This is a genomic window from Clostridium sp. JN-9 (genome assembly GCF_004103695.1).
Lineage (GTDB): Bacteria > Bacillota > Clostridia > Clostridiales > Clostridiaceae > JN-9.
The window spans coordinates 119856-132799 of record NZ_CP035280.1; the positions used below are offsets into that span (position 1 = coordinate 119856).

Sequence of the window (12944 nt, forward strand, 5' to 3'; positions counted from 1 at the left end):
GTTGCTTTGCCATGAGGAGGTATTTTATGGAAGGAAAAATTAAAGACAAACTAAAATCTTTTTTTTCCAGTGGTCCTAAAACAATTTTTGTTATAATGTTAGTTTTGATGTGTTCAACAATTGTTATAGTCAACACAAGAAAGAATATTATAGTATCCATTGATGGAAAAGAAACAAAAATTACTACATTTAAAAGCACATTTAGAAGTGCACTTGACGCAAATAATATAACAGTAGGACCTAAGGATAAGACATCGCTTGGTCTTGACAGTGAAATAAAGAATGGAAGCAAAATTGAAATAACAAAGGCAGTAAATGTTCAAGTAGAAGTTGACGGAAAGAAATTGCATATACAAACAGCAGAAAACAACGTGGAAAAGATGCTGGAAGCAGAAAATATTGGGGTGCAGGATTATGACAAAGTTTATCCAGGAAAAGATGCCTCAATAAAAGACGGAATGAAAGTTTCCGTTGTCAGAGTTGATTCTAAAGTAATTAAGGAAACGCAGCCCATGGATTATTCAACTGTTGTAAAAAAAGATAATAACTCTGAGCAAGGTGTAAAAAAGGTACTTCAGGAAGGTGCTCCTGGGGAAAAGGAAATCGCGACCAGGGTAATTTATGAAGATGGTAAAGAAGTATCAAGAAAAGTAATCAGCGAAACAGTAAAAAAACAGCCAACTCAAAAAATAGTAGCTATGGGAACTTTAGGAGCAATAACTCCTTCTCGTGGTGGTGGTAAAGCTCTTTATACAAAGTCTTTAACACTAACATCCACAGCTTATTCTGGTGGAGGACATACTGCATCAGGTACTGCTGTAAGAAGAAATAATGGCGGATACAGTTCTGTGGCAGTTGATCCAAGGGTAATACCTTTGGGAACAAAACTATATATTGACGGCTATGGATATGCTGTTGCTGAGGATACTGGCGGAGCAATTAAAGGAAGTAAAATTGATTTATACTTCAATACCTACTCCGAAACAAGCAATTGGGGAGTAAGGCCAGTGACAGTTTACGTTTTAAAATAGGAGCATATGCTCCTATTTTTGTGTTTTGAATAAATTTTGATTATATAAATATGGAGGTATCAACTGTTGATTAAAGAAGTAATTGTTGTAGAGGGCAGGGATGATATAACTGCAGTAAAGAGGGCAATTGATGCAGAAGTCATAGCTGTTGGAGGCTTTGGGATTAATGCAAAGGTAATAGAAAAAATAAGGGAAGCTCAAAGAAGGCAGGGAGTTATAGTGCTTACAGACCCTGACTTTGCAGGAGAAAAAATCAGAAAGATTATTTCAAAGAGAATTAAAGGTATTAAACATGCTTATATAACTCAGCAGGAAGGATATAAGGATGGAGATATAGGAGTTGAAAATGCAGCTCCCAATGCCATAATAAAGGCTTTGGAATCAGCTAAGTGTGAAGTAAAGGAAGCAAGAGACGAATTTGATATTAAAGATATGTATTTCTTCAAGCTTGTTGGGGATAAAATGTCCAGGGAAAGAAGAGATCTCCTTGGGAAAGAATTAAGAATAGGATACTGCAATGGCACTCAGCTTGTAACAAGGTTAAATAATTTTGGGGTTTCCAGGGAAGAATTTATAAAGTGTTTAAAGAAAGTTGAAGAAGGTATAAGTAATGGATAAAGTATCAACACTTGATATAGTAAAAAAGTATGGATTTAGATTTTCTAAAAGCTTAGGGCAAAACTTTTTAATAGATAATACGGTATTACAGGATATTGTTGAAGGCGCTAATATTTCTGAAGATGATTTTGTTATTGAAATTGGGCCAGGAATAGGTACACTGACAAAAGAGCTGTTATTAAAGGCTAAAAAGGTATGTTCAATAGAACTTGATTCAGATTTAATACCAATATTAGAAGAGGAATTAAAAGAATTTAAAAATTTTGAAATAATACATAAAGATGCCCTTAAGATTGATTACAATGAAATAATAGGAGAAGAGAAAAGTGTGAAATTAGTAGCTAATCTGCCCTATTATGTTACAACACCAATAATTGCAAAGCTATTAAATGATCATTATAATTTTAAAAGTCTCACTATTATGATACAAAAAGAAGTAGCAGAGAGAATTGTTTCTAAGCCTGATTGTAAAGAGTATGGAGCTATTTCAATACTTGTCCAATATTATTGTGACACAGAAATAATCAGAAAGGTTTCCCACGCAAGCTTTGTCCCAGAGCCCAAGGTGGATTCCATGGTTATCAGGCTGGATAGACTTACTGAGCCGCGAACCAAGCTGGATAATGTAGAACTTTTCTTTAAAGTTGTCAGAAGCTCCTTTAATATGAGAAGAAAAACATTATGGAATGCTTTAAAAAGTATCCCCTTAGATAAGGATAAATTAGAAATAGCATTCCATGAGTCCGGCATTGATCCTAAAAGAAGAGGAGAAACACTTTCTGTGGAGGAATTCGGGAAGTTATCAAATTGTATAAATAAATTGCTATAAATATCACGTCTTTGTTCACTTTTTGATAATCACCTCATATATTATAATGAATAAAATATATGGAGGTATCATAAGTTGGCACAAAAAAAGAATTATAGTAGATATTTTATCATATTACAGGAAGATGAAAAAGGCTATGCCACTTCTACAGATAAGCTTCCTTCTGGTTACTTAAAGCTGGAAAATAAAAATGATAAATGCAAAGTCTCTTATTATGTTCAAAATTTAAAAAAGGAACCAGTGCCATATTACATGATTTTAATATGTAATAAAAAAGAAGTAAAAAAGATTATCAGAATAGGAGAATTGAACATAGACGATTATGGAAGAGCAGATGTAACATACGAATATCCAATAGATAGTATTGGTGGCAGTAAAATTTCTATGGATAAAATATCCGGAGCAGCCATTGTAAAGTTCCTGGATTCAAACATAATATCTGTAATGAGTGGATTTGCATCCACAGATATACCCCAGTGGAAGGGGTTTGAGATGGTAGACAATTCTACCAGAGTTAAGAAAGAGGAAAAAACTGCAGATGCTAATAATAGTATATTTGATGAATATGAAAAAAGCATTGAAAAAGTAAAAACCGTAAATAAAGAAGATAAATCAGATGTTGAACAAGTTAATAAAATCATTAATGAAATTAAGACAAATAAAGATGAATTAAAACATGATGATTTAAGCAAGCAGGAAAGGGATAATAAAGACAATAACAGTGAAGATAAAGACCTTAATTTAAAGGCTGAAAAAGCAGAACAAATAAAAACCCATAGAAAAGATGAAAAGAAAGTTGAAATAAAAGCTGAGAGAAAAGATGAAAAGAAAGTTGAAACAAAAGCTGAGAGAAATGATGAAAAGAAAGTTGAAATAGAAGTAGAAAAGGAGCCGAAAGCGGAACCTGAAAAAGAAAATATTACTTATGCCAATGATAATATTGAAAATAGAAATACAGGTGAATATCCTTTAGGTGCCGCTAACGAATTCTTCAGGGGAATAAGCCATGGACTGGAAGAAGTAGAGGAATTAAGCCGCCATATCAAAAAGTGTACATGGTATAAAGTTAAAGTTAAGAGTATTAATGATTTGTATAAATGTGATGATTACAATAAGTATACAGTTTTGTATTATCCTATGCTCAGCTATTACCCATACATTAAGCAGTATGGACATTATATTATAGGTTATAAATTTAATAACGAAGGCAGAATGAAATATTTAGTTTATGGAGTACCAGGGAGAAAGTCCAGACGAGAGCAGCCATATGGCGGGAAATCAGGATTTGTAACATGGATACCATTAGACCACGGAGAAGAGGATGAAGACAGCATGGGGTATTGGCTGATGTTTTATGATTTTAGAAATTCAACGATTATAATACCTGTGAAATAATAAAGAAGGGGCTGTCGCATTAGCAGTTAAAACTGCTGATGCAAGGCTCATTTTTTATTGAAGGCTGAAACTAAAGATTAAAAAAGGATTTGAAAAATCCAGAGCCGATAGGCTGCCCCTTAAAACCCAAAGATTAAAGTCTGTTCTTTAATCTTTCCTGCTTTAGATATATGGCTCTTTTATTAAACAGTGTTGATAAAGTAACAAGTTCATGTTAGGGACAGGCTAATTAAAACATATTTTAGCATTTCTCATATTTGTATATGTATTTTCAATATTAATTTTACTTATTGCTTCTATAAATTTATTTATTGTAGATGAAATATTATTAGAATTAGAACTCTTTAAGAATTTGAATAAGCTTAAATAATTATTTAAATATTTCGTTGCTACTCCTCTAAAACGGTATATCCATTCCATGCAGTCACATCTATATTTTACTGCTTCAAAGCTATTATCAAGGAATTTATTAATCTCCCTTATTTTCTTTCTTTTAAAGAACATGGCAAAAAAGCTTTTCGGTCTTGAGACTGCCTGCTTATTTTTATTTAATATTTTTCCAATATAATTTTCCATATCCATTGCATTCATACGTCCCATTCCCACTGCTCTGGAATAAATATTTTTATGTGAATCCAGTGCTGTAATAACGCAGACTTTATTATTGCTGATATTAATGTAACTTACGCTTTGATCATGAACTCTCTTTTCATCATGTTCAATGCCTTTCTGTCCCTTCCGGGAGAATTTTAAGAAAAAATTTTCAATAATAGATTTCAAAGTAAATCAGCTATTTAAGCTTCTCAAAAAACTGTAGAAGCATCAGTATTTTTGCTCGCTTAAATAACGATTTACTAAATGAAATTATAAAGTTCAAACTTTCCCTGCATTTTATTTTGTTTAACCATTTTTAAAGCAGAAAGCAGCTTGTGCCTCCAGTAAAATAGTGTTACATAAGAAACGCCAATTTCTTTGGCTGCCGCCTTAAGTGACAAGCCCTTCAGGGTACATCTAATGAATGATTCCCATTTATCAGGAAAGTGAGTCCTTGCAATTGGTGTGTTTGTAAAATCATTAAAGGTTTTTTTGCAGCTTTTGCATATATATCTTTGTTTACCATTGTATTTTCCGTATAGCACTGTATGGGTGCAGCCACAGTATGGGCATTTTCTTTCAGAATCATGTCTTAATGAAGCAAAATAAGATAATATATTTATATCAGTACATTTTTTATTCTCCATGGTAATCCAATCCTTTCAGTAATATGTAGGTATCTTAATTATTACCATTAAAGGATTGTCCTATTCACATCAACATTATTATTTAAAAGAGCCATAGGTGTCTATAGAAAGTAAATATCTAAACACCACAATATATTGCATGTAAATTCATTAGTGCGACAGCTCCTTCTTTATTAATATTTAATTTAATGTATTCATATATTTATTATTGAAATATTAATTAGGAGAATGATAAGATTATGAAGGTAGTTGTGGTAGATAGAAAAAAACTTGGTATTATGCTTATGATTTCAGGACTTATGATAATATTATTTTTTATAGAAATAAGTTTCCAGCAAAGATTGAAATTTACTTCGCTTATTCAAAATGATATGAATTCTTTAAAAGAGTATAGTGCAATGAATGGGAAACTTACCTATAAGCTTCCTGAAGAATGGAGTACACAGGAAAAGAATTTTGGCGGCGGTGAAATAGTATACCATAATGGCTTTAAATCAAAAGATGCAAAAATATATGGATATGTACAGGTATGGCAGTTAAATGAGGATTTAAAAATGTTTTTAGAAAATAGTAAGATAATATCTGAAAAACAAAATACCTTCAAAAATTACAGCATAAAGCCGGTATCAGTAAATGGGCAAAGTGCATACTTAGTTGAATATACGGTTTTAAATGGAAATGATATTTATTATAAGGGTATTGAATACTATATTAAAATTAAAAATGGGTTTATTAGATTTGCCTTTAATATGAGAGAAAATAACTATAAGGAAGATCTTAATATGGTATTTAAAACCATAGTTGAAAGCAGCAGATTTATAGATAAATGATGAGTTATCAGATCATGGTAATCCCTATAATAAAAATTTCAGTGTATAAATAATATTTGTGATATAATAACTCTGTAAACTTTATTGAAAATATAAGGGGGATTATTATGAGGCCCATTCTTTTTAGTGTGTTTGGAGTAAATGTCTACGGTTATGGGACAATGATAGCAATAGGAATATTAAGCGCTGTGATTTTATTAGGATACAGAGCAAAACAAAGAGGCTATAATGAAGATCACATATTTAACATGAGTGTAATTGCTGTTATATCAGGTATTATCGGAGGAAAACTATTATTTATAATTACTGAAATGACAAGCATAATTAATGATCCATCAATACTTAAGGATATTGGAAATGGATTTGTAATTTATGGGGCCGTAATAGGAGGAGCTGCTGCAGTATATTTTTATAGTAGAAGAAAAAAGTGGAACACTCTTAAAGTTTTTGACATGGTAATACCAACAGTGGCTTTAGCCCAAGGCTTTGGAAGAATAGGATGCTTTTTCGCTGGATGCTGTTATGGCAGGGAGACTGCTTTGCCTATAGGTGTAGAATTTACAAATTCTCTTTTTGCACCGCCAAATATTATAAGGTACCCAACCCAGATATTTTCATCCTGCTTTGATTTTTTATTAGCTTTGTTTTTATTATGGTATGATAGAAAAAATCATAAAGAAGGCAGGACATTTGCCTTATATTTAATAATATACAGCATAGGAAGGTTTTTGGTAGAATTTTTAAGGGGTGACCCAAGGGGTAATGTTGGGGCCTTATCTACATCACAATTTATCAGCATTTTCGTATTTATTGCTGGAATAATTTTATTCAACATTCATTTAATATGGAAAAGAACAGAGGATTAGAAAGAGTACGCTATAGGAGGTTACCGATTTGAAAGCAAAAAAAACACTGAGCCATAGTAAATTATGTTTATCTGTCATTTTTCTGGTGATAATAGCATCTCTTTTTTCAGGCTGCAGTAAAATGAATAATATTGAAGTAAAGCTTGGTATAAAGAATAATGATTTTGAATATATTAAACAAAATAAAGTTCAGAAAATAGTAATTCAAAGCACAAGGGATAAAGGCTTTAGATTTTTAGTAACAGACACAAAGGCCATAAGTGAATTATATGACATTTTATCTTCTGCTAAAGTTGTAAATCAAAAAACCGACTTAGAGCCTGATTATATTTTTGAAATGTATGAGGGCAATAATGTTGTTCATAAATTTAAATATGTGGCAGGATTAGACAAGAAGGATTTTGGAAACCTATATAGTGATAACAAGATATACATTGTTTCAAAGAGAATAGATAATGATATTATAAAAAGCTTTTGGACTATAAGAAAACCAAAGGACTTTGAAGTTATCTATTATAAATCCATTTTAAGTGCAATAGAAAAGTATGGAACCAATACTAATGGATCTAAAAAAGTAGGTATAAATATTTATGATGATGTAGATGTTGCAAAATTTATTTTATCCACTGATTTAGAGAATTTTAAAAGTGAATTAAGTTCCAAAACAAATAATACACATTTAATGAAAAACGCCGCAGAAAAGGGGAATTATGATTCTATAATCTCCGTTCAGACTCAGGGATATAAGTCTACTTTATATAAAGCAATAATTACTTTTACTGATAAATCTAATAACAACGAAAAAAAGGTATACGTATTTGATAAATATGAAAATGGACAATGGAATATAAATATTTCTGATACAAAACAAAGCGGATTTTAAAGGAGGATAAAACATGAGCAAGTGTGATAACTGCGCAAGTAAAGGAAGTTGTAATAACAAAGAGCAGAACTGTTCCAAGATAATACCAAGGTATGGAAAAGTAAAACACATTCTTGGTGTAATCAGTGGAAAGGGAGGAGTAGGTAAATCAACTGTATCAGCTATGTTAGCAGTAAAATTAAAAAAAGCAGGATATTCAGTTGGTATATTGGATGGTGACATTACAGGCCCTTCTATTCCAAGGATTTTTAATATAAATAAGAAGAGAGCTGAAATGATACCTATAGATAATGAGCAGGTAAAATTCATGCCGGTTGAAACTGAATTAGGCATTAAAATAATATCCTTAAATCTGCTAACAGAAGAGGAAGAGCAGCCTGTTATCTGGAGAGGTCCTGTTATTACAGGTGTTTTAACTCAGATGTATACTGATACTGTTTGGGATGAACTGGATTATTTGATTATTGATATGCCGCCAGGAACAGGCGATATAGCATTGACTATAATGCAGAGTATTCCTGTTGAAAGCATGATAGTTGTTTCAACGCCTCAGGATATGGTATCCATGATAGTTAAAAAGGTTGTAATTATGGCAGAAAAAATGAATGTAAAAATAGCCGGTGTAGTTGAAAATATGTCTTATGTACAGTGCGGCAATTGCGGTGAAAAGATGAGGGTATTTAGTAAAAAAAGCGCCAAGGAACAGGCAGCATACCTGGGGATACCTCTGCTAGAGGAGCTTCCCATAGATTTGGATTTAGTTGAAAACCTGGAAAATGGCAATTGTGAAGACTATATAGCAAATAGTGAAAAATATTCAGATTTATTCTCCGATTTCATATACAAAAAATAAAGTAATATTATTATAAATTGCAGGGAAGAGATAAATTTGAATGATGAGAATAGTGAAAACAGCATATATAATACATTAAACAAGTGGCAGAATCTGAAGTTAGATCTTGTTTTAGAGGGAATATGTATAGGGGCTTTAACAGGATTCATTATTGTTTTATACAGGTTATCTATTGAAAAATTAGGTGAATTTGCAAAAAGACTTTATAGGATTCAAAGGTATAATTATTGGTATATAGCAGCATGGATCATAGTATTGATTATACTTGCCTATATTGTTGGAACATTAGTGAAAAGGGAACCAATGATAAGTGGAAGTGGTATTCCTCAAACAGAGGGAGTCCTCTTAAGACACCTTAATATGAATTGGTTATCAGTAATCATAAGCAAATTTATTGGAGGAATAATATCACTTGGTGCGGGACTTTCACTGGGAAGAGAAGGCCCATCCATACAAATAGGAGCAGCAGTAGGACAGGGATTCAGCAGAATCTTTAAAAGGGCAAGTGTGGAGGAGAAGTTTCTTATAACCAGCGGTGCCAGTGCAGGATTATCATCGGCATTTAATGCTCCTTTAGCTGGCGTGATTTTTTCACTGGAAGAGATACATAAAAATTTTTCACCATTAGTACTTTTATCTGCAATGTCATCTGCTTTAACTGCAGATTTTGTATCTAAAGAATTTTTCGGGCTTAATCCCATATTTGATTTTCATAAATTAAGCCCCTTGGCACTTAACAATTATTTTTACCTTATTATGCTTGGAGTTATTCTTGGTGTGCTGGGCGTGGTTTTTAATGTTTCATTGTTAAAGAGCTTAAAGATTTATGATTCTGCAACATGGCTTAAGACAGAAACAAAACCCATAATACCATTTGTACTTGCAGGAATATTAGCCCTTGTTATGCCACAGGTACTTGGTGGCGGGAATGAACTGATTTTATCTCTTATTAATAGTAATTTTACAATAGGAACTTTAATTGTATTGGTTATTGTTAAGTTTGTATTTACTATGATTAGCTATGGCTCAGGTGCTCCAGGTGGAATATTTTTACCTTTATTAGCAATAGGGGCATTAATAGGCTGTATATTTGGCAATGGGGCAGTTTTAATATTTCATATGAATTCAGTATATATTAATAATTTTATTATATTAGGTATGGCTGGATATTTTACAGCTATTGTAAGATCACCTATTACCGGGAGTATCTTAATTACAGAAATGACAGGATCCTTCAGCCATCTTCTATCACTTACTATAGTTTCTATAGTGGCTTATATTGTGGCTGATGCTATGGGATCCAAGCCTGTTTATGAGGCTTTATTAGACAGGATATTGATAAATAAACAAAAAGATTCTTCAAAAGAGGAAAATACAAGGAAAGTAATCTTAGAAATTCCTGTTTCCATGGGCAGTATATTAGAGGACAAAAAGATTAAAGAGATTAAATGGCCAAAGTCATGTCTATTAGTTGGAATCAAAAGAGGGGTAAAGGAAATTATTCCAAAGGGAAATACATCAATTTATGCAGGAGATTATTTAACGGTTCTTGTTGATGAAGATAAATCAATAGATATAAGGAATAAGCTTTTAGAATATGGTCATTGCAGCAGTATAAATAAATAATATAAAAACGTGTCAGTGTTATGACACGTTTTTTTAAAATATGTTGTTATTTAAATGGCTGTTTGAAAGGGTATGTTTGTTTACATCTTCATGAGAAGGATGAACATTTACTGAAGATCCTTGCTGAATACCAGATGGCAGACAGCATAAAGGTATATTTTTTGTTGTGCCGTCATCAAAACTTACATAAGCTTCTGCAGAATTTATTTCAATTATTCTTCCAATCATTTTTTGTCTCCCTCAATATATAATTAGTATTCTTATTGTTTACGGATATTATAAAAATATACATATTAATCCAAAAAAATCGTAAAACGTATTGTAAACATTTACTTAAGGAATTATAATCATATTGTAGACTTTTATTGTACAAGAGATGATCTACGGGGGGGATAACAGTGTTAAAATGGGGGGCTATTATTTTAATCATTTTACTTGTATTAATATTATCTTATGAGACATTTTTAATTTTAAAAATGAGGAATAAAATAGTTACTTTAAAAACCATAAAGGAAAAAATGTATGTTTTATCTGATAAAATCAATGCATTGGATATGCATGACAAAGAAAATGTGTATAATATATTATTAGAAACAGCCATTGAATTAATCCCAGGTGCTTCTAAAGGGAGCATTCTTACATTAGAAGAAGATGGATTATTTCATTATAAAGCATTAATTGGCTATTCTGAAAAAATTAAAAATCTTACTTTGAAAAAAGAAGAAATATTTTCATATAAAATTAATAATTTTACTAAGACAGTGCTGATTAATGATCCAAGGAAACTGGATGAAAAAATAGTAGAGAAAAGTAAAATAGATACATTAAAAAAATATGAAGCTTTGGATATAAAATGTATAATAAGTTCTCCAATTTATGTTGATAAAAAGTTTGTTGGAATTATAAATGTGGATGGCATAAACGAAAGCAAAGGATTTGATAAGGAAGATATTTATATAATGAATTATATTAAAAATGAGCTTCAGCTGGCATTAAAGACATCATCCATTCAAAGCAGCTTAAGATACTTTGCTAACGTGGATGAATTAACTGGTGTATTTAATAGAAGATATGTAAAACAGCTTTTTGAAAGGGAAATTGAAAATATTAAAATAACAGGACAAAGCTGCGTTATAGTATCAATGGACATCGATAATTTTAAACGCATTAATGACACTTATGGGCATAGTGCCGGAGATACAGCTTTAAGAATATTTTCAACTATTCTTAAGCAGAATATTAGAAATACAGATATATACGGAAGATTATCCGGAGATGAATTTGCATTACTGCTTAGAAATATCAGCAAAGAAAAAGCTGAGGAAAAGATGGAGGATATAAGGCAGCATCTTATAGGTAATAATATAGGCTCAATACGGTTATGCTTCAGCTATGGCATATATTATCTGGACAAGGATAATATGCTTTCAGTGGAAGAAATACTTGATGATGCAGATAAAAAGATGTATAAATATAAAAATAAAGTGAAAAAAGAAAAAGTAAAACAATATAAAGATGTAATTGAATTATAGGTACAAGGTATAAAACTTTGTACCTTTTTTATTATATGTATGTTTTTTTTACTTAAATGTGTTATATATTGTTCATATTTTAACACTAACATAATAAATGTTTTATAATGTAAACGTAAACAAAAATAAAGTTTTAGGGGGATTCAAATGAATAAGAAAAAGGTATTGGCAGTAGCATTAACTGCTATGATGACAGCAAGTCTATTCACTGGCTGTGGAAGTAAATCAACAGGAGATACCAGCAAAAAACAATTGAGTCTAACTATATATGCAGGATTAATGGAGGATCATGCAAATGCTGTAGCAAAAGAATTTGAAAAGGAAACAGGTGTAAAGACCAGCATAGTAAGAATGTCCGGCGGAGAAATTCTTACAAGGATAAAAGCCGAGAAGTCAAATACTAAAGCATCTGTATGGTATGGCGGACCAGCAGATACTTTTATAGCTGGTATGCAGGAGGGACTATTAGATAAATATGTTTCACCATCAGCTAAGGATATACCAGATAAATTTAAGGACAAAGATGGGTACTGGACAGGAATATATAATGGATATTTAGGATTCGTATGCAATAAAAAATTATTGCAGGAAAAAGGAGTAGAAGCTCCAAAATCATGGGATGATTTATTAAAACCTGAATTTAAAGGACAAATTGTTGTAGCTAACCCTGGATCATCAGGTACTGCATACACTATGCTTGCAACTTTAGTTCAGCTAAAGGGCGAGAAGGAAGCTATGGATTATCTGAAGAAACTGGATGCACAGGTAAAACAATATCCTAAGACAGGATCTGCTCCTGCACAAATGGCAGGAATGGGAGAAACTATGGTTGGTATCTGTTTCCTGCATGATGGAATAAAATATCAAAAGGAAGGATACACAGACATTGTATTGTCAGCTCCATCGGAGGGAACCGGATATGAAATAGGTGCAGTTGGATTAATAAAAGGCGCTCCAGACCAGGAAGCCGGGAAAAAGTTTATTGACTGGTGCTTAACAAAAAATGCTCAGGAATTAGGACAAAAGTATGGCTCATATCAATTCTTAACAAATACAAATGCTGTGCCGCCTAAGGAAGCAGATCAATTAAAGAGTACTAAATTAATAAATTACGATATGCAGTTTGCAGGTAAAAATAGAGCTAGATTGGTAGATGAATGGCATAAAGTTACCAATAAATAAAATTAAATTCACCGTCTTTACTTTAGGACGGTGAATTTTATAAATATAAAAAGAAAGG

General features: G+C 31.8%; 13 protein-coding genes and 1 pseudogene. 11 read left to right on the top strand and 3 right to left on the bottom strand.

The genetic code is table 11. The features are described 5' to 3' along the window. Positions 1–26 precede the first annotated feature (26 nt). From EQM05_RS00640 to EQM05_RS00655, 4 genes are all read left to right on the top strand, one after another. The gene (locus tag EQM05_RS00640) at positions 27–1031 is read left to right on the top strand and encodes a 3D domain-containing protein (RefSeq protein ID WP_128747972.1); all 1005 of its coding nucleotides are present in this window, start codon (positions 27–29) and stop codon (positions 1029–1031) included. A 66-nt stretch (positions 1032–1097) separates the two neighbouring features. Next, a complete protein-coding gene (rnmV, locus tag EQM05_RS00645; RefSeq protein ID WP_128747974.1) occupies positions 1098–1649 on the top strand; it encodes a ribonuclease M5 in 552 nt (183 codons plus the stop codon). Then, on the top strand, positions 1642–2478 hold the full coding sequence (gene rsmA, locus EQM05_RS00650; RefSeq protein WP_128747976.1) for a 16S rRNA (adenine(1518)-N(6)/adenine(1519)-N(6))-dimethyltransferase RsmA: 837 nt from the start codon (positions 1642–1644) through the stop codon (positions 2476–2478). The genes rnmV and rsmA overlap by 8 nt, the downstream gene beginning before the upstream one ends. Before the next feature lie 75 nt (positions 2479–2553). After that, the gene (locus tag EQM05_RS00655) at positions 2554–3873 is read left to right on the top strand and encodes a hypothetical protein (protein WP_128747978.1); all 1320 of its coding nucleotides are present in this window, start codon (positions 2554–2556) and stop codon (positions 3871–3873) included. Positions 3874–4098: 225 nt separating this feature from the next. Here EQM05_RS00655 and EQM05_RS00660 read toward each other — a convergent pair whose 3' ends face one another. After that, the gene (locus EQM05_RS00660) at positions 4099–4653 is read right to left on the bottom strand and encodes a hypothetical protein (protein WP_128747980.1); all 555 of its coding nucleotides are present in this window, start codon (positions 4651–4653) and stop codon (positions 4099–4101) included. Between the two features lie 122 nt (positions 4654–4775). Beyond that, positions 4776–4985: pseudogene (locus tag EQM05_RS16080) on the bottom strand (IS1595 family transposase); the annotation flags it as partial. A gap of 368 nt (positions 4986–5353) precedes the next feature. Here EQM05_RS16080 and EQM05_RS00670 point away from each other — a divergent pair. The 5 genes from EQM05_RS00670 to clcA all read left to right on the top strand — a co-directional run bounded on the left by EQM05_RS00670 (position 5354) and on the right by clcA (position 10172). Beyond that, the gene (locus EQM05_RS00670; protein WP_205694151.1) at positions 5354–5944 is read left to right on the top strand and encodes a hypothetical protein; all 591 of its coding nucleotides are present in this window, start codon (positions 5354–5356) and stop codon (positions 5942–5944) included. A gap of 107 nt (positions 5945–6051) precedes the next feature. Next, positions 6052–6810 (top strand): prolipoprotein diacylglyceryl transferase, encoded by a 759-nt coding sequence (locus EQM05_RS00675; protein WP_128747984.1) that lies wholly within the window; start codon positions 6052–6054, stop codon positions 6808–6810. Positions 6811–6856: 46 nt separating this feature from the next. Continuing rightward, positions 6857–7693 carry a hypothetical protein gene (locus tag EQM05_RS00680; RefSeq protein ID WP_128750990.1) on the top strand — a complete coding sequence of 279 codons (837 nt, stop codon included), beginning with the start codon at positions 6857–6859 and terminating at the stop codon, positions 7691–7693. 13 nt (positions 7694–7706) lie between these two features. Next, on the top strand, positions 7707–8546 hold the full coding sequence (locus tag EQM05_RS00685; RefSeq protein ID WP_128747986.1) for an Mrp/NBP35 family ATP-binding protein: 840 nt from the start codon (positions 7707–7709) through the stop codon (positions 8544–8546). Between the two features lie 36 nt (positions 8547–8582). Continuing rightward, positions 8583–10172 carry a H(+)/Cl(-) exchange transporter ClcA gene (gene clcA / locus EQM05_RS00690; protein WP_128747988.1) on the top strand — a complete coding sequence of 530 codons (1590 nt, stop codon included), beginning with the start codon at positions 8583–8585 and terminating at the stop codon, positions 10170–10172. A 33-nt stretch (positions 10173–10205) separates the two neighbouring features. On the opposite strand, the gene EQM05_RS00695 is transcribed toward clcA, so the two are convergent. Further along, entirely contained in the window at positions 10206–10400 is a 195-nt protein-coding gene (locus EQM05_RS00695; RefSeq protein ID WP_128747990.1) for a hypothetical protein, read from the bottom strand. 170 nt (positions 10401–10570) lie between these two features. Between EQM05_RS00695 and EQM05_RS00700 the strand changes: the two genes are divergently transcribed. Both EQM05_RS00700 and EQM05_RS00705 read left to right on the top strand, forming a co-directional pair. Continuing rightward, positions 10571–11704, top strand: a complete 1134-nt coding sequence (locus EQM05_RS00700; protein WP_128747992.1) for a GGDEF domain-containing protein — start codon at positions 10571–10573, stop codon at positions 11702–11704. A gap of 147 nt (positions 11705–11851) precedes the next feature. After that, complete coding sequence (locus tag EQM05_RS00705; RefSeq protein WP_128747994.1) at positions 11852–12886, top strand: ABC transporter substrate-binding protein; 1035 nt, start codon at positions 11852–11854, stop codon at positions 12884–12886. The last annotated feature ends 58 nt before the right edge of the window (positions 12887–12944 follow it).